Genomic DNA, 20,407 nt, shown 5'->3' with positions numbered 1-20,407 from the left:
ATGCATTGATATAGCCGTCATTTGACGGCCGATAAGGAGATCGTTTTCTATGGCGTTTCGACTCTGGCAAACAGGGATACATATTCAGCAGGAACAGATAGTTATCATTGCGCTTGAGCGGGTGCGCAACCGCTGGTCGCTGCGGCGCTGGTGGTGTATTCCGCTGGCGTCCGGCATCGTCCGGCAGGGGCAAATTATGGAGCCGCAGGGGCTGGCCGACGCGCTGCGCGACTGGCGGCGGGAACTGCCGATCCAGCACCGCGTTCACATCGCTTTTCCGGCGGGCAGGACGCTACAAAAAACGCTGCCACGCCCGGCGCTGCGCCTGCGGGAAAGCGAGCAGGCGGAATGGATCGCCGGGTCTATGGCGCAGTCGCTGGATATGGACCCGGACGCGCTCTGTTTTGACTACTGTGAACGCGATCAGGACAACCTCTACAGCATCACCGCCGCCCGCAATCATGACATCGCCGTGCTGACCGGGCTGACGAAAACGCTGCGTCTGCAACTGGCGGCCATCACCCCGGATGCCTGTGCGCTGCAACAGTTTTTACCCTGGCTTTCCGCTGAAGAACGCTGTCTGGCCTGGCAGGATGATGAGCGCTGGCTGTGGGCGACGCAGACTGGCTGGGGAAGTGGCGCACTCAGCGAGACCCCCTGTGTAGCGCGGCTGGCCAGCAGCCTGGGCTATCAGGAACGCGAACTGGTGCAGTGTACCGCCCGTTCAATCCCATCCCCCCATTTTGATCCGTGGTGCGCGCTAAGCTTTCAGCAGCCCCCGCTCCCGGCGAGCGGCGATGCGTTCGCCATCGCGCTGGGCCTGGCGCTGGGAGGCAAATCCGCATGACGACGGTGAATTTACTTCCGTGGCGGCAGGCGCGAGCGCAGCGCTGCTGGCGATTCTGGGGGCTGTGCGGAGTGGGCACTTTGCTGATCCTTTTAACGTCCACTTTTGCGTTGCGCAGCGAAGAGCTGGCGCTGATCCAAAGCCAGAACCTGTGGCTGCGCGCCAGCATGACGCTGACCGACGCGCTGGCACAGCGGCAGTCCCAACTGCGCCAGCAGCAGGATGCCCGGACGCAGCAACGGGCGCGTCAGCAACAGCGGCGGATGACACGGCGCTGGCAGCAAACGCTGGAAACGCTCGCCGGGCGTTTGCCGGAGCAGGCCTGGCTGACACAGCTTCAGGTGCAGCAGGATTCGCTGACGCTGGCCGGCCACGCTAATACCTTTGCGGCACTAAAAGCGCCGGATGAGGCGCTGCAAATGCTGCCCGACTTTCACGCGATAAGGCCGGGCAACACCGGGCGCGACCCACAGGGCCGCTGGCAGTTTAGCTATCAGCTGATCAGGGAGATTCATCATGACGTTCAGCCCTGAACGCTGGTGTGCATTGCCGCCATGGGCGCGCGGGCTGTGCTGGCTGGTCAGCACGCTGCTACTGGCGGGCGCGGCGTGGCTTTTCTGGCTGCTTCCGCCCCGGCAGCAAATGGCAGCGGCGTGGGAGCAGGCGCATCTTCAGCAGCAGTACCTCGCCGCTCGCTGGCGTGAGGCACGGGTTTCTGCGCCTGCGGACGAGATGCTGTCTCGCCGCCCGCCGCCCGCGCTGCCTTTCTCACCGCTCGACTTTCACATCGCTGATGCGCGGCTGGTGAGCTGGCAACCTGCGGAAAAGGGCGGTGTCATGACGCTGGAAACCGCGTGGCAGGCCGTACCGCAAGTCTTTCCGGCGCTGGCGCAGCGCGGTATGGCGGCAACGGCGTTTTCCATCAGGCCGGGCGAGGGCGGCCTGAATTTCACTCTGCAACTGGAGTCGGACGATGGCGGTTAAGTGCTGGAGGGTATTGCTTATCGCGCTGCCGCTGATAACGGGGATGCGCGACCCTTTTCAGCCGCCGGAAGACCGCTGCCGGAAGGCACAGCTTACGCAGTGGTACTATCAGGGCGCGATAGCGCGCTGGCCCCGGCTGATCGGGCTGGTACGCAATCCTGAGGGAAAATGGCAGCGCGTGGAGACGGGTAGCGAACTGCCCACAGGCTGGCGGATCGTGCGGATCGCGCCACAGAGTATTGAGATTGAAACCGGTCCCGGATGCGATCCGGCACGCTGGGTCTGGTCAAGGGAAGGAAAAAAAGATGAAAAAATGGACAGCCATTCTGTTGCTGATCGTCACCCCGCTGGTGTGGGCACAAAAACCAAAGCCGGTAACGCTGGTGGTGGATGACGTTCCCGTCGCCCAGATTTTACAAACGCTGGCGGATCTGGAAGGGCAAAATCTGGTGATTGCGCCGGACGTCAGCGGAACGCTGTCGCTACGCCTCAATGACGTGCCGTGGAAGCAGGCGCTGCAAACGGTGGTCGGCAGCGCCGGGCTGATTCTGCGTCAGGAGGGCGCAATTCTGCACGTCCATTCGCAGGCGTGGCAGGCGGCGCGGCTTGCCCGGCAGGAAGCCGATCGCGCGCGCCAGCAGCAGAGTTTACCGCTGGCGGACGCCAGCATCACTTTGCAATATGCCGACGCCGACGAACTGGCGAAAGCCGGGGCAAAACTCCTTGGGTCGCGCGGGACAATGACCGTCGACAAACGCATGAACCGGCTGCTGTTGCGCGACGATCAAAACAACCTGGCGGCGTTAAAGCGCTGGGTGAATGAAATGGATCTGCCGGTCGATCAGGTGGAGCTGGCGGCGCATATCGTCACTATTAATGAAAAAAGCCTGCGTGAGCTGGGCGTGAAATGGAATCTCGCCGATGCGGAAGTTTCGCCGGGCGCGGGAAAAATGACTACGCTTAACGGCGATTTATCCGTCGCCGGAGCCACCGCTCGCGTCGGGTTTAACATTGGGCGCATCAATGGTCGCCTGCTTGAACTGGAGCTTTCCGCGCTGGAGCAGAAGCAGCAACTGGATATTATCGCCAGCCCGCGCCTGCTGGCCGCGCATCTTCAGCCTGCCAGTATCAAACAGGGGAGCGAAATCCCCTATCAGGTGTCCAGCGGCGAGAGCGGGGCGACGTCGGTGGAGTTCAAAGAGGCGGTGCTGGGTATGGAAGTCACACCGACGGTGCTGCAAAAAGGCCGCATTCGTCTGAAGCTGCGCATCAGCCAGGACATGCCGGGCCAGGTACTCCAGCAGGCCGATGGTGAAGTGTTAACCATTGATAAACAAGAGATTGAAACCCAGGTGGAAGTCAAAAGCGGAGAAACGCTGGCGCTGGGCGGGATCTTCTCGCAAAAAAATAAATCGGCCAGCGACAGCATCCCGCTACTCGGCAATATCCCGTGGCTGGGGCAACTTTTTCGTCACGACGGAAAAGACAATGAACGTCGTGAACTGGTAGTATTCATTACGCCCCGCCTGGTTCCGGGAGCCTGAATGCCTTTTTTTGTTACCACGTTTTTGTATGAAACCCGCGTCCGGCGTTTGACGTGGGAGAGGATTTAGCATACAAGGAGTACCGATTTGAGAGTCACTAAGCGACTAACGCAGAAGTGATGATTACTCGCGCAAGGTAATTTATTCAGTTGCCAAACCCGTCTGAGTATTGAGATAATTTTTAGTCTGACTCTCGCTCTATCGCATAAGAGGTTTCAGTTCATTTCCTGCACCGCTGGAAGTCTGCAAGCAGGTTTATCATTAACGAATAGTCTTAGTAGTACCGAAAAAATGGCAGAGAAACGCAATATCTTTCTGGTTGGGCCTATGGGTGCCGGCAAAAGCACTATTGGGCGTCAATTAGCTCAACAGCTTAATATGGAATTTTACGATTCGGATCAAGAGATTGAGAAACGCACCGGCGCTGATGTGGGCTGGGTCTTTGATGTCGAAGGCGAAGAAGGCTTCCGTGACCGCGAAGAAAAAGTCATCAATGAGTTGACGGAAAAGCAGGGTATTGTGCTGGCGACTGGCGGCGGCTCTGTGAAATCACGCGAAACGCGCAATCGTCTTTCCGCTCGTGGTGTCGTGGTTTATCTTGAAACCACTATCGAAAAGCAGCTTGCCCGTACCCAGCGCGATAAAAAACGTCCCCTGTTACAGGTTGAGACACCGCCGCGTGAAGTGCTGGAAGCCCTGGCTGACGAACGTAATCCGCTGTACGAAGAGATTGCTGACGTCACCATCCGTACGGATGACCAAAGCGCTAAAGTCGTCGCAAACCAGATTATTCATATGCTGGAAAGCAACTGATACTGGCTTAATACATACGGCCAGCGAGTATAAGCAACTAAGGTAGACGTCGCGTTATGGAGAGGCTTACCGTTACTCTTGGGGAACGTAGTTACCCGATTACCATCGCGGCTGGTTTGTTTAACGATCCAGCTTCCTTCTTGCCGCTTAAATCTGGCGATCAGGTCATGCTGGTCACCAACGAAACACTGGCTCCGCTCTGGCTGGATAAAGTCAGTAACGTCCTGAAGCAGGCGGGCGTAAACGTCGATCGGGTGATCCTTCCCGATGGCGAGCAATACAAAAGCCTGACGGTAATGGACACGGTCTTTACTGCATTACTGCAAAAACCGCACGGTCGTGATACAACGCTGGTCGCCCTCGGTGGCGGAGTTGTGGGCGATCTCACCGGTTTTGCTGCCGCCAGCTATCAACGTGGCGTGCGTTTCATTCAGGTTCCTACCACGCTGCTGTCGCAGGTTGACTCATCAGTCGGCGGCAAAACGGCGGTTAACCATCCTCTCGGCAAAAATATGATCGGCGCGTTCTGGCAACCGGCCTCGGTGGTTGTCGATCTCGATTGTCTGAAAACATTGCCGAAACGTGAGCTATCCTCTGGTCTGGCGGAAGTGATCAAATACGGCATCATTCTGGATGGCGAATTTTTTGACTGGCTGGAAAACAACATTGATGCTCTGCTGGCGCTCGATGAAAAAGCGATGGCGTACTGCATCCGCCGCTGTTGCGAAATCAAAGCGGACGTGGTTGCCGCAGACGAACGGGAAACCGGCGTTCGCGCGCTGCTGAATCTGGGGCATACGTTCGGTCATGCCATCGAAGCCGAAATGGGCTACGGCAACTGGCTGCACGGCGAAGCGGTGTCAGCGGGAATTGTCATGGCTGCATACACTTCTGCACGCCTCGGACAGTTTTCAGAGCAGGATACGCAGCGTATTATCACTCTACTTAAGCGGGCAGGATTGCCGGTCAACGGGCCGCAGTCGATGTCCGCTGACGCGTATCTGCCGCATATGATGCGCGATAAAAAAGTGCTGGCGGGCGAAATGCGCCTGGTATTGCCGCTCGCAATCGGTAAAAGTGAAGTTCGCAGTGGTGTACCGCACGATGTGGTGCTTAGCGCCATTGCTGATAGTCAGCAAGCGTAATAAACGAGAAGTGTCTGCCACGTTTCGACGTGGCGTTTTAACGTCGGGCAATGTGCAATCGTAGTGGGCATAAGCCTTTTAGTGGGGTGTTAAATGGATGAATTCAAACCAGAAGACGAGCTGAAACCCGATCCCAGCGATCGTCGTACTGGTCGTTCTCGGCAGGCTTCCGATCGTGATAACGATCAGCAGATCAATTTTGATGAGGTTGAACTGGATGCCGATGAACCGCGTCCGGCGCGTGGCGCGCGCAGAACGCGTGAAGAAGAATATGAATATGAGGCCGACGACGAAGCTTTCGATGACGAAGAGCCGGTAGAGCGTCGTCCGCGTAAACGCAAAAAAGCCCCTGCCCGTAAACCTGCTTCCCGTCAGTACATCATGATGGGCATTGGTATTGTGGTGCTGCTGCTATTGATCGCCGGTATTGGTTCCGCGCTGAAAGCGCCTTCGTCGAATGAGCAGGCTTCATCAGGCGAGAAAAATATCGCGCTGTCTGGCGACGATAACAACGCCCAGGGCACCCAGCCTGCAAATGGCACCGCGCCGACGAATCAAACGGCGGGCAATAACGCCCCGCAGGAAGTTTCTCTGCCGCCGATTTCCTCTACCCCGACCCAGGGTGAAGCTCCGGCTGCGCCAGGTAATCAGCAGCGCGTGGAAGTGCAGGGCGACCTGAACAATGCGCTGACCCAGCAGCAGGGCCAGGTCGATAACGCCGTGAACTCTACGCTGCCGACGCAACCGGCGACCGTGGCGGCTATCCACAACGGCAATGCGCCGCGTCAGGCCACGACTGGCGAAACGGGCGAGCGTCGTACCACCACGACCACCAGGCCAGAGCGTAAGCAGGCTGTCATCGAGCCGAAACCGCAAAGCAAACCGCAGCAGACTGCCGCTAAACCGACGGTAACCGAGCCAAAACCGGTCGCCCAGCCGAAGCGTACTGAAACCGCCGCCACCGCGCCGGTGAAAGCGCCGACGGCAACGACGGTACAGCAGCCGAAAGCGACGGCGCCATCCGCGACAGTTTCCGCCCCGGCCCAGCAGCCAAAGGCGACGGCTCCGGCTTCAACGCCTGCGGTAACCGCAACGGCTCCGGCACAGACGGCACCGGCTGCGTCAACGGGCACGAAGTCTTCCGGCAACGTTGGCTCGCTGAAATCCGCGCCGTCCAGCCATTACACCCTGCAACTCAGCAGCTCTTCTAACTACGACAACCTGAACGGCTGGGCGAAGAAAGAGAATCTGAAAAACTACGTGGTGTATCAGACCACCCGCAACGGTCAGCCGTGGTATGTGCTGGTAAGCGGCGTTTATGCATCTAAAGACGATGCGAAACGCGCCGTGACCGCGCTGCCTGCTGATGTCCAGGCGAAAAATCCGTGGGCAAAACCGTTGAACCAGGTCCAGGCCGATCTGAAGTAATGGTTGGGCACAGACAGAAGCGCAGTATGCTGTCGGAGCACTCTCCACAGCCGGAGAAAGTGTAATCAGTCAGCATGAAAAAGAATCGCGCTTTTCTGAAATGGGCAGGGGGGAAATACTCCCTGCTCGATGATATCAAAAAGCATTTGCCGGAAGGTGAATGCCTTATTGAACCCTTCGTGGGTGCCGGGTCGGTGTTTCTGAACACCGACTTTTCTCATTATATTCTTGCGGATATCAACAGCGACCTGATCAGTCTCTACAACACCGTCAAAACGCAAACCGAAGAGTACGTAGACGCTGCGCGGGCGATGTTCACGCCGGAAAATAACGTTGCCGAAGCGTACTACCTTTTGCGCGACGAGTTTAACCGGTGCCAGGATCCGCTGCGGCGCGCGGTGCTGTTTTTGTATCTTAACCGCCACGGTTATAACGGTCTTTGTCGCTATAATCTGCGCGGCGAATTCAACGTGCCGTTTGGCCGCTATAAAAAGCCCTATTTCCCGCAGGACGAGCTGTACCATTTCGCGCAGAAGGCGCAGAACGCGACTTTCCTGTGTGAAACCTACGAAGACAGCATGAGGCGGGCGAAAAGCGGGTCGGTGGTGTATTGCGATCCGCCCTATGCGCCGCTCTCGACGACGGCGAATTTCACCGCTTATCACACCAACAGTTTTACGCTGGAGCAGCAGGCGCATCTGGCGCAGCTGGCGGAAGATCTGGTGAATAACCAGATCCCGGTACTGATTTCCAATCACGATACCGTACAGACCCGCGAGTGGTATAAATTAGCGGCGAAAACCCGGATTAAAGTGCGTCGCAGTATTAGCAGCAATGGCGGAACACGTAAAAAGGTGAGCGAACTGCTGGCGCTGTATCGTCCAGAGAGCGCTTTGCCCGATATTCAATAAATTTCAAGGAGATGCGGATGAGCCAGTACTTAATTGCCCCTTCGATTTTGTCAGCTGATTTTGCCCGCCTGGGTGAAGATACGGAAAAAGCGCTGGCAGCAGGTGCGGACGTTGTGCATTTTGACGTCATGGATAATCACTATGTGCCTAACCTGACTATCGGGCCGATGGTACTGAAATCCTTACGCGACTACGGTATTACCGCGCCGATCGATGTGCATCTGATGGTGAAGCCGGTCGATCGCCTGGTGCCTGATTTCGCCGCCGCCGGTGCCAGCATCATCACTTTCCACCCGGAAGCCTCCGAACACGTTGACCGCACCCTGCAACTGATCAAAGAGCACGGCTGCAAGGCGGGTCTGGTGTTTAATCCGGCCACCTCGCTGAGCTATCTCGACTACGTTATGGATAAGCTGGACGTGATCCTGCTGATGTCCGTTAACCCAGGCTTTGGCGGTCAGTCTTTTATCCCGCATACGCTGGATAAGCTGCGTGAAGTACGCCGCCGCATTGACGCTTCCGGGTTTGATATTCGCCTTGAAGTTGACGGCGGCGTGAAGGTGAACAATATCGCTGAAATCGCCGCTGCGGGCGCGGATATGTTCGTCGCCGGTTCGGCGATTTTCGACAAGCCGGACTACAAGCAGGTGATTGACGAAATGCGCCGCGAGCTGGCGAAGGTGAGTCATGGATAAGTTAAACGCCATCAAGGGCATCGCCTTCGATCTTGACGGCACGCTGGTCGACAGCGCGCCGGGTCTGACCTCGGCGGTTGATAGCGCTCTGTACGCGCTGGAATTACCGCAGGCGGGTGAAGCTCGTGTAATTACGTGGATTGGTAACGGGGCCGATGTCCTGATGGCGCGAGCGCTAAGCTGGGCGCTTCAGGAGCGCGCGACGCTCCGTGCCGCATCTGGTAAACCGGTGGTTGAGCAAAACGATATCCCACAGGAAGAGCAGGCGCGTATGTTGCGCAAGCTCTTCGATGGCTACTACGCGCAGTTTGCCGAAGAGGGAAGTTTTCTCTTCCCGGATGTCGCCGATACGCTCGGTGCGCTGCACGCGCAGGGGCTGCCGCTGGCGCTGGTGACCAATAAACCCACGCCGTTCGTCGCGCCGCTGCTGGATGCGCTGGATATCAGCAAATATTTTACCGTCGTGATTGGCGGCGATGATGTACAAAATAAAAAGCCGCACCCGGAGCCGCTGCTGCTGGTAGCCAGTCGGCTGGGTATTGAGCCGCAGGCGCTGCTTTTTGTCGGCGATTCGCGCAATGATATTCAGGCCGCCGCCGCGGCGGGTTGCTGCTCCGTTGGTCTGACCTACGGCTATAACTATGGCGAAGCGATTTCCTTAAGCCACCCGGATTATATTTTCGATCGCTTCAATGAACTTCTGCCCGCACTCGGGCTTTTGCACAGTGAAAACCAGGAATTAAAAAATGACTAAGCCCATCGTCTTTAGTGGCGCACAGCCCTCAGGTGAATTGACCATTGGTAACTACATGGGTGCGCTGCGTCAATGGGTAAACATGCAGGATGACTATGACTGCATCTACTGCATCGTTGACCTCCATGCTATTACCGCGCGTCAGGATCCTGAGAAGCTGCGTAAGGCGACTCTGGACACGCTGGCGCTGTATCTGGCCTGCGGTATCGATCCAGAGAAAAGCACCATTTTTGTTCAGTCCCATGTGACCGAACACGCGCAGCTTGGCTGGGCGCTGAACTGCTACACCTACTTCGGCGAATTAAGCCGCATGACGCAGTTCAAAGACAAATCGGCCCGCTATGCCGAGAACATCAACGCCGGTCTGTTTGATTACCCGGTTCTGATGGCGGCGGATATTCTGCTGTATCAGACCAACCAGGTGCCGGTTGGCGAAGATCAGAAGCAGCATCTGGAGCTGAGCCGCGATATCGCCTCCCGCTTTAACGCGCTGTACGGCGACGTGTTCAAAGTGCCGGAGCCGTTTATTCCGAAATCCGGCGCGCGCGTGATGTCGCTGCTCGACCCGACGAAAAAAATGTCCAAGTCTGACGATAATCGCAACAACGTGATCGGCCTGCTGGAAGATCCGAAATCGGTAGTCAAAAAACTCAAACGCGCGATGACCGACTCTGAAGAGCCGCCGGTGGTGCGCTATGACGTACAGAATAAAGCGGGCGTGTCTAACCTGCTGGATATTCTCTCCGGCGTAACGGGTAAAACGATCCCGGAACTGGAGCAGCATTTCGAAGGCAAAATGTACGGCCACCTGAAAGGGGAAGTCGCCGAAGCCGTTTCCGGGATGCTGACTGAGTTGCAGGAGCGTTATCACCGCTACCGTAACGACGAAGCTTTCCTGCAAAAAATCATGAAAGAGGGCGCGGAGAAAGCCAGCGCGCGCGCAGCGGAAACGCTGAAAAAAGTCTACGAAGCGATTGGTTTCGTGGCGAAGCCGTAATACCTTTCCTCTGACCCTCTCCCGTGCGGAGAGGGTTTTTTGTACTGTTTATTCTGTGACCACCCTCTCTTTTTGCATCTTCCCCATTTGCCATTTATATTCATCTTAATAAAGATATAAGTATTCAATATTTTGAAGATTAATCATGAGTCGTAGCTTTATCAAAAAAGAAGGCGTGGCGCAGACGTCGCTTGCCCGGTACTTGCTGGGTGAAAAAACCGGTAATCGATTGAAAACTATCGATGAGCTGGCAAGCGAGTGTCACTTTTCTGTGGGCCTGATTCAGGCGGCGCTGAAAACGCTGGAAAAAGCCGGAGCCGTGACCGTCGAGCGACGCGGACGTAACGGAAGCTATCTGGTCAGTATGGATAATAAAGCCCTATTAGCGTTTGCCGATATCGGTAATGTAGTGTGTGCAATGCCGCTGCCCTATACCCGATTGTATGAAGGGTTAGCCAGCGGGCTGAAGGCGCAGTTCAACGGTATTCCGTTTTACTACGCGCATATGCGCGGATCAGATGTTCGCGTTGAATGTCTGCTGAACGGCGTTTACGACCTGGCGGTGGTGTCACGTCTGGCGGCGCAAAGCTATCTTGATAGCGGCGATGTCTGCATGGCGCTGGCGCTGGGACCGCACACCTATGTGAATGAACATAAGTTGATTTGCCGTGCTGGCGAGAAGGACATCCGCCGCCTCGGTCAGGACCCGCGTTCTGCCGACCAGCGCATTATGGGGGATATCTATTTTGCCGGGCAGCCGATTGAGCGCCTGGACGTGCCCTATCACGAATGCCTGAGTCATATTGCGCGGGGCGATATTGATGCCTCGATCTGGAACATTACCAACGAGGCGGACCTGCTGACGCACGGGCTGGTCGCCAGACCGCTGTCCGGCGATCCGCGCTTTGCGCAGGCCTCGGAAGCGGTGGTGCTGACCCGCAGTGAAGACATCCCGATCCAGCAACTGCTGCGCACGGTGGTGGATAAAAACGCGCTCCTGACTCATCAACAGCGCGTGCTGACCGGACTTCAGGAGCCGAGCTACTAGGAGAGCGAAATGGAAGAGCGGTTAAACCTTCTGCATGAGGCGGGAATTATCGATAAGGACATTCGCGACGGCCTGCTGGCGACCGTGAACCGGCTGGAGACCATATGGGACATTCCGATGCATAACGAGCAGGGGGAAATGGCGATCACTCATATGGCCAATGCGCTGATGCGCAGCCGGCTGGGCGAGCGTGTCAACCCGCTGGATGAGGAGTTATGGCAGGAACTGGTGACGTCAGAACTGTATCCGCAGCTGCTGCCGGTCCATCAGGCGCTGCTGGCCCCGTTTGATGTGCAACTGCATCCGAACGAAGAAGGGTATATGCTGGTGAATCTTCTCAGCCTGTGGCTGGCCAGTCGGGAGTAGCGTGTTTTTTATATGCCTTAAATCTTCAAAAAAATGATTATTTAGGGTGGTATCGTGATCGGTCGTTGAGAGGCAAAGCATGTTTATTGAAGCACTCAGGGCACAAAATCCAGGGCTGATGCAGGCCACGCGTGAATTATGGCAGCAGGGGGCGCTACTGCCCGATACCTGGGTGATTGATGTCGATCAGGTGATGGAAAACGGACGGCGCTTGCTGGAAGAGGCGGACCGCTGTGGGCTTAAACTGTACCTGATGACCAAGCAGCTTGGACGCAATGCCTGGCTTGCCAAAAAACTGATCGAACTGGGTTTTCAGGGCGCGGTGGCGGTCGATTTCAAAGAGGCGCGCACGCTGCGCCGTGCCGGTATTCCGGTGTCGCACGTGGGGCATCTGGTACAGATACCGAAAAGCCGCATTGAGGATGAAGTGAACTTTGCGGTCGACATCATCACCGTCTTCTCGCTGGAAAAAGCCAGAGAGATTTCGGCGGCGGCGGAGCGTACCGGGCGCGTTCAGCCGATTATGCTGAAATTCTATGCTGATAACGACACGCTTTATCCCGGTCAGGAAGCGGGCTTTCCGCTGGAAATGCTTGATAAGGTCGTGAAGGCCATCCGGGCGCTGCCGGGCGTCAAAATCAGCGGACTGACGCACTTTCCCTGCCTGCTGTGGCATGACGACATTCGCCTGACGCTGCCGACGCAGAATATCCACACGCTGCTGAAAGCCAGCGACCATCTGCGGGCGCTGGGCGTACAGGTGAGCCAGATTAACGCGCCGTCCGCCTCAAGCTGCCGCATGTTTCCGCTGCTGGCGGAATTCGGCGTCACCCATGCGGAGCCCGGCCACGCGCTAACCGGCACGCTGCCGTCCAACCAGTACGGCAACGAGCCGGAACGCATCGCTATGCTTTACCTCACCGAAGTTTCCCACCATTTCCAGGGGAATAGCTACTGCTATGGCGGCGGTTATTATCGTCGGGGCCATGCAGAAAACGCGCTGGTGTACCCGAAAAATCAGGATGTTGCGCGGGCGACGCGGCTTCTGCCGGTGGACGAAAGCAGCATTGATTATCACCTGCCGCTGGCGGGCGAATTCCCGGTCGGTAGTCCGGTGCTGATGTGTTATCGCACGCAGATTTTTGTGACCCGCAGCGATGTGGCGCTGGTGTCCGGCATTAAGACGGGCAAGCCCGTTCTTGAGGCGTTGTATGACAGTCTCGGCAATCCCATTTCTGGAGGTCTGCATGAGTAAGTTTGTCGTCGTGGTTATCGACAGTTTTGGCGTGGGCGCAATGAAGGATGTGCCGCAGGTGAGGCCGCAGGATGTGGGAGCCAATACCTGCGGGCATATTTTGCAGCATTTCCCCCAGCTTCGCCTGCCGGTACTGGAAAAGCTCGGCCTGATCAACGCGCTGGGCTTTTCCGCCGGTGCGATGCTGCCTTCCGCCAGTGCGGTTTATGGCACGGCGGCGCTACAGCATGAAGGCGGCGACACTTTTATGGGGCACCAGGAAATCCTGGGTACCCGCCCGCAGTCACCGCTGCGAATGCCGTTTTCGGCGGTTATAGACGACGTTGAGCAGGCGCTGCTTGCCGACGGCTGGGAGGTCGAACGTCTCGGCAATACCCTGCGCTACCTGTGGGTGAATCAGGCGGTGGCGATTGGCGATAATCTCGAAGCCGATCTCGGTCAGGTCTTCAACGTCAGCGCCAACCTCAGCGCCATCGCTTTCGACAAGGTGCGTGCTATCGGCGACGTGGTGCGCCGCTGCGTGCGGGTGGGGCGCGTTATCGCTTTTGGCGGTCTGCTGGAGAGCAGCCAGCAACTGCATGATGCCGCCGAAGAAAAGCAGGGCATTTATATGGGGATTAACGCACCGCGCTCCGGGGTATATGAGCGGGGCTTTCAGGTGGTGCATCTGGGATACGGCGTCGATCCTGACGTGCAGGCCCCGCAAAAACTGCACGACGTGGGCATCAAAACGGTGCTGGTCGGCAAGGTGGCAGACATCGCCATTAACCCGCACGGCGTCAGCTATCAGAATCTGGTGGATACTCAACAGATTATGGATATTACCCTGGACGAACTTCAGAAACCGGGGAATGCTTTTATTTGCACCAACATCCAGGAAACCGATTTGGCCGGGCACGCGCAGGATGTGACGCGCTACGCCGACCGCCTGATCGTGGTTGATAAAAATCTCGCCCGCCTGATGCAGGCCATGCACGCCGGCGACTGTCTGGTGGTGATGGCAGATCACGGTAACGATCCGACCATCGGGCACAGCCACCACACCCGCGAAAAGGTGCCGCTGCTGGTCTGGCAGCCGGATATTGTCCCCGCCCGCCTCGGCGAGCGGCGCACGCTGTCCGATGTGGGGGCGACGGCCTGCGACTTTTTCGCGGCGGCAGCTCCGCAAAACGGCACCTCATTCCTCTCCCTGCTGAAAACACATTCTGGAGGTCATCATGACGATTGATGCGTCGGGCTACACCTATGCGCATGAGCATCTGCGTATCGATCTGTCGTCCTTTAAGAACAATATTGATTGCCGTCTGGATCAATACGCGCTGATTTGCGCCGAAATGAAATCTCTCTATGCGCAGGGCGTGCGCAATATTATTGAGATGACCAACCGGTATATGGGGCGCGATCCCTTATTTCTGATGCACATTATGCGTGACACCGGGATGAACGTCGTGGCCTGCACCGGCTATTATCAGCACGATTTTTTCCCGGCACACGTGGCGACCACGCCAGTGGAAACGCTGGCGCGGGAGATGATCGACGAGATCGAAACCGGCATCGACGGCACGGGCCTGAAGGCGGGCATTATTGCCGAAATCGGCTCCAGCGTGGATGTTATTACTCCCGACGAAGCCAAAGTGTTTACCGCCGCTGCCATTGCGCACCGGGAAACCGGGCGTCCCATTTCTACCCATACGTCGTTTAGCACCATGGGCCTGGAGCAGCTGGCGCTGCTGAAACAGCACGGCGTGGCGCTCAACCGCGTGGTGGTCGGCCATTGCGACCTGCGCGATCACTTCGAAGACATTCTGCGGATGATTGATCAGGGCGCTTACGTCCAGTTCGATACTATCGGCAAGAACAACTATTACCCGGATGAAAAGCGCGTCGCCACGCTGTGCGAGCTGGCCCGGCGCGGGCTGCTTAATCGCGTCATGCTCTCAATGGATATCACCCGCCGCTCCCACCTGAAAGCGAACGGCGGCCCCGGTTTTGATTATTTACTGACAACATTTGTGCCGATGCTGCTTAAGGCGGGCCTGACTCAGGCCGATGTTGATCTTATGTTACGCGACAATCCCTCTGTCTTCTTTAAATAAGGTTTTCCCATGAAAAAGATCGGTGTTGCTGGCTTGCAGCGCGAGCTGATGAAAAAGACGATTGAAACCGCCGCCCCCGGCTGCTTTGAGGTATTTATTCATAACGATATGGACGCGGCAATGAAGGTGAAATCCGGGCAGCTTGATTACTACATCGGCGCGTGTAATACCGGGGCGGGTGCGGCGTTATCCATTGCCATCGCGGTGATTGGCTACAACAAAAGCTGCACCATCGCCAAACCGGGGATCAAAGCGAAAGAGGATCAGATCGCTAAATTTGTCGCGGAAGGGAAAGTCGCGTTTGGACTGTCGGTTGAGCATATTGAACATGCGATCCCGATGCTAATCGCTCACCTAAAATAGAGGCACGGTGATGGATTTCTACATGCAAATCTTGATAGTGGCCTGCCTGACGGGAATGACCGCGCTGCTGGCGCACAAGTCAGCGGCGGTTTTTCACGACGGTATTCGCCCCATTCTGCCCCAGCTTATTGAAGGCCATATGAATCGCCGCGAGGCGGGCAGTATCGCCTTTGGCCTGAGTATCGGATTTGTGGCATCGGTGGGCATTTCATTCACGCTGAAAACCGGCTTGCTCAATAGCTGGCTGCTGTTTTTGCCGACGGATATTCTCGGCGTGCTGGCGATTAACGGCTGGCTGGCGTTCGGGCTGGGGGCGATTTGGGGGATATTGATCCTGACCTTCCTGATCCCGGTAAACCATTTACTGACCGCGCTGCCGGTAGATGTGCTGGGGTCGCTGGGAGAGCTGAGTTCGCCCGTCGTCTCTGCGTTCGCGCTGTTCCCGCTGGTGGCAATTTTCTATCAGTTTGGCTGGAAGAACAGCCTCGTGGCGGCGGTGGTGGTGTTGATGACCCGCGTGCTGGTGGTGCGCTTCTTCCCGCATCTGAACCCGGAATCCATCGAAATCTTCGTCGGCATGGTGATGCTGTTGGGCATTGCCATCACCCAGGATGTGCGCACGCGCGGCGAGCGAGAGCACGACTACGGCGGCATATCCGTTTTTGAGGAACGCACCTCCAGGATCATCAAAAATCTGCCGTTTATCGCGGTGGTCGGTGGGCTGATCGCGGTCGTCGCCAGCATGAAGATTTTTGCCGGATCGGAGGTTTCCATCTTTACCCTTGAGAAAGCATATACGCCGGGGCTGGACCCCGCCGAGTCGCAGACGCTGATCCATCAGGCGGCGCTGGCGGAACTGATGCGCGGCCTGGGCTTTGTGCCGCTGATTGCCACAACCGCGCTGGCGACCGGAGTTTATGCGGTCGCAGGCTTTACGTTTGTCTATGCTGCCGGATACCTGATCACCAATCCGATCCTCGCCTTTGTGGCGGGGGCGATAGTCATTTCCATCGAAGTGCTGCTCTTACGCTCCATTGGCAAGTGGCTGGGGCGCTATCCTTCGGTGCGCAACGCGTCGGATAACATCCGCAACGCGATGAACATGCTGATGGAAATGGCGCTGCTGATCGGCTCGATTTTCGCTGCGATCAAAATGGCGGGCTATACCGGGTTTACTATTGCCGCCGCGCTCTACTTCCTCAACGAATCGCTGGGGCGTCCGGTGCAGAAAATGGCCTCGCCGGTGGTGGCAGTGCTGATCACCGGGATCGTGCTGAATATTCTGTTCTACTGCGGCCTGTTTGTGCCGGGAGCGTAATCGGTGAAATGCTGGCCGTTGCAAAGCCTGACGATGGCGCAGGCGCAGAGTAAACAGTTCCGGCTGGTGGATATTATCTGCCGCCATTTCCCCGGCAGCGATTTTCTTAGCGCCGGGGATGTTGGCCTGGTGCCGGGGCTGAATCAGCCGCAGATGACCCGGCGCGTTGAAGCGGTGCTCGCTGAATTTTTTGCCGCGCCCGCCGCCGCGCTGGTGCAGGGCGCGGGCACCGGGGCGATCCGTAGCGGTCTGGCCGCGCTGCTAAACGCCGGGCAGACGCTGCTGGTTCACGATGCGCCGCTGTATCCGACTACGGCAGTGATTGCGCAGCAGATGGGCCTGAAACTCATCCGCGCCGATTTTAATTCTCCGGTGCGGCTCGCCGAAGCCATCAGGCAGTATCGTCCGCAGGCGGTGCTGATCCAGCATACCCGGCAAAAAATGGATGACGCGTATGTGTTGCAGGAGATCGTCGAATGCTGCCAGCGGCAGGGGTTACCGTCGCTGGTGGATGATAATTACGCGGTGATGAAAGTGGACAAAATTGGCTGTGAATACGGGGCAACGCTGTCCACCTTCTCGTGCTTTAAGCTCTTTGGGCCGCCGGGCGTTGGCGTGGTGGTAGGGGAGGCCGACGCGGTCAGCGCGGTGCGCCAGACGATGTATTCCGGCGGCAGTCAGGTTCAGGGCGGACAGGCGATGGAAGCGCTGCGCGGTCTGGTCTTTGCGCCGGTGATGCACGCCGTCCAGGCGCAGGTGAATGATGAACTGGTGGCAGCGCTGAACGGAGGGGCGATCCCGCAGGTGAAGCAGGCGCTGATTGCCAATGCGCAATCAAAAGTGCTGCTGGTTGAGTTTCATCAGCCGATTGCCGGGGAGGTTTTAGCGATGGCACAGCAACTGGGAGCATTGCCTTATCCGGTGGGGGCCGAGTCAAAATATGAAATTCCGCCGCTGTTTTACCGTTTATCGGGGACGTTTCGCCAGGCCGATCCGACACTTGAACAACGGATGATCCGAATTAATCCGAATCGCAGTGGCAAAGACACGGTGCTGAGAATTTTACGTGAAAGTTGTGCCGGGAAATAAAATCGCCCCCAAAGCGGGGGCGAAATAATCATAATTACTGAGCCGTCGGGCCGCAACCACCAATAATTTTAGAGATGGAGATTGCCGGGTGCAGCAGATAGTCGTAGCTGCAATTTTTAGCTTTGTTGTCAACGTGACCCGTACAGGCGGTCAGGGTAGCTAATGCTGCGATCAGCGCAGCGGCTTTTGCAAATTTAAACATATTCAATTTCCTTATCATTAAGTCATATAACGGATTATTTATAGTTGATGCGAATATTACGAGGCGCGTATATATCCTTTTCAAATATAAGGCATTTAGTATAAAGCAAGGCGGCGGAATTAATAAGTTTGCATTCGGACTTAAAAATTGCTGGAAAATAAAAAGGCCAGCGCGGAAAGCTGGCCTGAATTTAAATTAGTGGTTTGAATACCAGTTAAGTTTATCGCGAAGCGCCACCACGCGCCCCACAATAATCAGCGCCGGGCTGGCGACCTGTTGCGCCAGTTCACCCAGTTCGGCAAGGGTTCCGCTAACCACCCGCTGCTTCACCGACGTGCCATTTTCTACCAGCGCCACCGGCATATCTGCTGACATCCCGTGCGCAATCAATTCCTGCTGAATGCGCGGTGCCTGGTTCAGGCCCATATAGAAGACCAGCGTTTGCTGCTCCGCCGCCAGATTTTTCCAGTCCAGTTCGCTGCCGGTTTTCAGATGGCCGGTGATCAGCCGCACGCTTTGCGCGTAATCGCGGTGGGTCAGCGGGATACCCGCGTAGGCGGAACAGCCGGAGGCGGCGGTAATGCCAGGCACGACTGAGAACGGAATACCGGCGTGACACAGGGTTTCCAGCTCCTCACCGCCGCGACCAAAGATAAACGGATCGCCCCCTTTCAGGCGCACCACGCGCTTACCCTTTTGCGCTTCGCGCAGCAGGATTTGATTAATTTCTTCCTGCGGCACGCAATGGTAGCCCGCGCGTTTGCCGACGAATACCCGGTCCGCATCGCGGCGCACCAGATTCATGATCTCATCTGACACCAGGCGGTCGTAGACCACGATATCCGCCTGCTGGATCTGCTGTAGACCCTTCAGGGTTAACAGCCCCGGATCGCCCGGCCCGGCTCCGACCAGCACCACTTCACCGCGATGATCCAGCGGTTCGCTCAGCAGTTGCTTCGTGGTAACTTCAACGGCCTGGCTATCCTGATTTGCCAGCGATTGCGCCAGACGATCGTTCACAAACAGTTTTTCCCAGAAGCGGCGGCGCTCGCTCATGGTGTGGTACTGTTGTTTCACCCGCGCACGCAGCTGTCCGGCGTATTTCGCCACCTGCCCCAGATGCTGCGGCAGCAGGGATTCGAGTTTTTCCCGCAGCAGACGCGCCAGCACGGGCGAGTTGCCGCCGGAAGACACCGCCACCATCAGCGGCGAGCGGTCGATAATCGACGGCATAATAAAGCTGGCCTGCGTCGGCGCATCGACCACGTTACAGAAAATGCGTCGTGCTTCGGCGGCATCACTGACGCGCTGGTTAACGCGGGCATCGTCGGTGGCGGCAATCACCAGCCAGCTTTCATCCAGCAGCGCTTCGGCAAACTCACCTTCGGCCAGCGTCAGTTTTCCGGCTTCCGCCCAGATGGCAAACTGCGGCACAAAAGCCAGCGCGTTCACGGTCAGCCGTGCCCCGGCCTCCAGCAGCAGGCGCGCTTTACGCTCGGCAACGTCACCGCCGCCGACGAGCAGGCAGGCGCGATTGCGTAACTGACAAAAAATGGGCAAATGGTCCACGGCGGTTCCTTACTTTACGGGCTGACGGTCGTTTGCGGGGCTGACTTCACCGGAACGGGACGTTCGGCGCGCGGCGTAGCATACCAGTAACCTAATCCCATAAATACTGCGCCGGAGAAGGTGTTGCCCAGCGTCACCCACAGCAGGTTATGACCGATACCAGCGAGGGTGTAGGCATCGCTGTGATGACCAAACCAGGAGAGCGCGAACAGCGTCATGTTGGCGACCGAGTGTTCGTAGCCGGAAGCGATAAACGCCAGCAGACACCACCAGATGGCAAGCAATTTCGCTGCGCCTTCGGTGCGCATGGCCATCCAGATCGCGAGGCAAACCAGCCAGTTGCACAGTGCGCCTTTAAAGAACAGCACCGAGGCGGGAGCGGCAGTTTTTGCCAGCGCGACGGTGTGTAACAGGCTGGTATCGACCGGCAGCAGGCTACCGCCGCCCCAGCTATACAGCAGCGCGACAAACACCGAGCCAATCAGGTTGCCAAGCCAGGTTTGCGGCAGGATCGCCCACATCTGCCCCTGGCTGATGGTGCCTGCTTTGACGCCGAGCGTCAGGAACATGGTATGGCCGGTAAAGAGTTCAGACCCGGCGATAATCACCAGCGTTAAGGCGATGCCGAAGGTCGCGCCCATCACCAGCGGACGCACGGCAGGATCAAGCAGGTTGCCGAGAGTGAAAATAAGGATAATCCCCAGTCCGACGTAAGCGCCCGCCATGGCGGAGCTGATCCAGAAGCCGAAAGGATTAGTGGAGTTGAGGCGTGCGATGCGTGCAGCGTTGGCCGCACACTTATTAATGGTGTCGGTAAACATGTTGATTATCCTGAAGGTAATGAAAAATAAAAAAGTAAAATTGCTGAAAATGCCCTCTCCCTGACCCTCTCCCACAGGGAGAGGGAACTGACCGAGCGCGAGAGTGGCGTCCGGTGCCGATTTTCTCCCTCTCCCTGACCCTCTCCCACAGGGAGAGGGAAC

General features: G+C 57.2%; 23 protein-coding genes. 20 read left to right on the top strand and 3 right to left on the bottom strand.

Annotation, left to right across the window (positions count from 1 at the left end; genetic code table 11):
* Nucleotides 1–49: 49 nt before the first annotated feature.
* The 20 genes from RT197_RS18285 to RT197_RS18190 all read left to right on the top strand — a co-directional run bounded on the left by RT197_RS18285 (nucleotide 50) and on the right by RT197_RS18190 (nucleotide 17,653).
* Nucleotides 50–847, top strand: a complete 798-nt coding sequence (locus RT197_RS18285; RefSeq protein ID WP_312952573.1) for a hypothetical protein — start codon at nucleotides 50–52, stop codon at nucleotides 845–847.
* Nucleotides 844–1,380, top strand: a complete 537-nt coding sequence (locus RT197_RS18280) for a PilN domain-containing protein (RefSeq protein ID WP_312952572.1) — start codon at nucleotides 844–846, stop codon at nucleotides 1,378–1,380. Before RT197_RS18285 ends, RT197_RS18280 begins: the two co-directional genes overlap by 4 nt.
* Complete coding sequence (locus RT197_RS18275) at nucleotides 1,364–1,831, top strand: hypothetical protein (protein ID WP_312952571.1); 468 nt, start codon at nucleotides 1,364–1,366, stop codon at nucleotides 1,829–1,831. The genes RT197_RS18280 and RT197_RS18275 overlap by 17 nt, the downstream gene beginning before the upstream one ends.
* A complete protein-coding gene (locus RT197_RS18270) occupies nucleotides 1,821–2,225 on the top strand; it encodes a HofP DNA utilization family protein (protein WP_312952570.1) in 405 nt (134 codons plus the stop codon). The genes RT197_RS18275 and RT197_RS18270 overlap by 11 nt, the downstream gene beginning before the upstream one ends.
* Complete coding sequence (hofQ, locus tag RT197_RS18265; RefSeq protein ID WP_312952569.1) at nucleotides 2,137–3,375, top strand: DNA uptake porin HofQ; 1,239 nt, start codon at nucleotides 2,137–2,139, stop codon at nucleotides 3,373–3,375. The genes RT197_RS18270 and hofQ overlap by 89 nt, the downstream gene beginning before the upstream one ends.
* Before the next feature lie 291 nt (nucleotides 3,376–3,666).
* On the top strand, nucleotides 3,667–4,188 hold the full coding sequence (gene aroK / locus RT197_RS18260; protein WP_003861630.1) for a shikimate kinase AroK: 522 nt from the start codon (nucleotides 3,667–3,669) through the stop codon (nucleotides 4,186–4,188).
* A gap of 56 nt (nucleotides 4,189–4,244) precedes the next feature.
* Complete coding sequence (gene aroB, locus RT197_RS18255; protein ID WP_312952568.1) at nucleotides 4,245–5,333, top strand: 3-dehydroquinate synthase; 1,089 nt, start codon at nucleotides 4,245–4,247, stop codon at nucleotides 5,331–5,333.
* A 93-nt stretch (nucleotides 5,334–5,426) separates the two neighbouring features.
* Nucleotides 5,427–6,761, top strand: a complete 1,335-nt coding sequence (damX, locus tag RT197_RS18250) for a cell division protein DamX (protein ID WP_312952567.1) — start codon at nucleotides 5,427–5,429, stop codon at nucleotides 6,759–6,761.
* A gap of 74 nt (nucleotides 6,762–6,835) precedes the next feature.
* Entirely contained in the window at nucleotides 6,836–7,672 is an 837-nt protein-coding gene (gene dam / locus RT197_RS18245; protein ID WP_312952566.1) for an adenine-specific DNA-methyltransferase, read from the top strand.
* Between the two features lie 17 nt (nucleotides 7,673–7,689).
* Nucleotides 7,690–8,367: a ribulose-phosphate 3-epimerase gene (gene rpe, locus RT197_RS18240; protein WP_276163381.1), complete on the top strand. Its 678-nt coding sequence runs from the start codon at nucleotides 7,690–7,692 to the stop codon at nucleotides 8,365–8,367.
* Nucleotides 8,360–9,121: a phosphoglycolate phosphatase gene (gph, locus tag RT197_RS18235; RefSeq protein WP_312952565.1), complete on the top strand. Its 762-nt coding sequence runs from the start codon at nucleotides 8,360–8,362 to the stop codon at nucleotides 9,119–9,121. The genes rpe and gph overlap by 8 nt, the downstream gene beginning before the upstream one ends.
* Complete coding sequence (trpS, locus tag RT197_RS18230) at nucleotides 9,114–10,118, top strand: tryptophan--tRNA ligase (RefSeq protein WP_312952564.1); 1,005 nt, start codon at nucleotides 9,114–9,116, stop codon at nucleotides 10,116–10,118. Before gph ends, trpS begins: the two co-directional genes overlap by 8 nt.
* Nucleotides 10,119–10,263: 145 nt before the next feature.
* The gene (gene yhfZ / locus RT197_RS18225) at nucleotides 10,264–11,166 is read left to right on the top strand and encodes a GntR family transcriptional regulator YhfZ (RefSeq protein ID WP_312952563.1); all 903 of its coding nucleotides are present in this window, start codon (nucleotides 10,264–10,266) and stop codon (nucleotides 11,164–11,166) included.
* 9 nt (nucleotides 11,167–11,175) lie between these two features.
* Nucleotides 11,176–11,532, top strand: coding sequence for a PRD domain-containing protein (locus tag RT197_RS18220; RefSeq protein ID WP_312952562.1), 357 nt, complete (start codon nucleotides 11,176–11,178; stop codon nucleotides 11,530–11,532).
* 79 nt (nucleotides 11,533–11,611) lie between these two features.
* Nucleotides 11,612–12,787, top strand: coding sequence for a YhfX family PLP-dependent enzyme (locus RT197_RS18215; RefSeq protein ID WP_312952561.1), 1,176 nt, complete (start codon nucleotides 11,612–11,614; stop codon nucleotides 12,785–12,787).
* Nucleotides 12,780–14,015: a phosphopentomutase gene (locus RT197_RS18210; RefSeq protein ID WP_312952560.1), complete on the top strand. Its 1,236-nt coding sequence runs from the start codon at nucleotides 12,780–12,782 to the stop codon at nucleotides 14,013–14,015. Before RT197_RS18215 ends, RT197_RS18210 begins: the two co-directional genes overlap by 8 nt.
* Entirely contained in the window at nucleotides 14,005–14,883 is an 879-nt protein-coding gene (locus tag RT197_RS18205) for a phosphotriesterase-related protein (protein WP_312952559.1), read from the top strand. The genes RT197_RS18210 and RT197_RS18205 overlap by 11 nt, the downstream gene beginning before the upstream one ends.
* 9 nt (nucleotides 14,884–14,892) lie before the next feature.
* Nucleotides 14,893–15,246, top strand: coding sequence for a DUF2620 domain-containing protein (locus RT197_RS18200; RefSeq protein ID WP_312952558.1), 354 nt, complete (start codon nucleotides 14,893–14,895; stop codon nucleotides 15,244–15,246).
* A gap of 10 nt (nucleotides 15,247–15,256) precedes the next feature.
* Complete coding sequence (locus RT197_RS18195) at nucleotides 15,257–16,564, top strand: YhfT family protein (protein WP_312952557.1); 1,308 nt, start codon at nucleotides 15,257–15,259, stop codon at nucleotides 16,562–16,564.
* Between the two features lie 3 nt (nucleotides 16,565–16,567).
* On the top strand, nucleotides 16,568–17,653 hold the full coding sequence (locus RT197_RS18190) for an aminotransferase class I/II-fold pyridoxal phosphate-dependent enzyme (protein ID WP_312952556.1): 1,086 nt from the start codon (nucleotides 16,568–16,570) through the stop codon (nucleotides 17,651–17,653).
* Between the two features lie 34 nt (nucleotides 17,654–17,687).
* On the opposite strand, the gene RT197_RS18185 is transcribed toward RT197_RS18190, so the two are convergent.
* From RT197_RS18185 to nirC, 3 genes are all read right to left on the bottom strand, one after another.
* A complete protein-coding gene (locus RT197_RS18185) occupies nucleotides 17,688–17,855 on the bottom strand; it encodes a DUF4223 family protein (RefSeq protein ID WP_312952555.1) in 168 nt (55 codons plus the stop codon).
* Between the two features lie 195 nt (nucleotides 17,856–18,050).
* Complete coding sequence (cysG, locus tag RT197_RS18180; protein ID WP_312952554.1) at nucleotides 18,051–19,424, bottom strand: siroheme synthase CysG; 1,374 nt, start codon at nucleotides 19,422–19,424, stop codon at nucleotides 18,051–18,053.
* A gap of 14 nt (nucleotides 19,425–19,438) precedes the next feature.
* Nucleotides 19,439–20,245, bottom strand: a complete 807-nt coding sequence (gene nirC / locus RT197_RS18175; protein ID WP_312952553.1) for a nitrite transporter NirC — start codon at nucleotides 20,243–20,245, stop codon at nucleotides 19,439–19,441.
* Nucleotides 20,246–20,407: the final 162 nt, after the last annotated feature.

Source organism: Superficieibacter sp. (genome assembly GCF_032071645.1).
In the GTDB taxonomy this organism is placed as follows: domain Bacteria; phylum Pseudomonadota; class Gammaproteobacteria; order Enterobacterales; family Enterobacteriaceae; genus Superficieibacter.
This window is presented reverse-complemented; position numbering and strand designations above follow the sequence as displayed.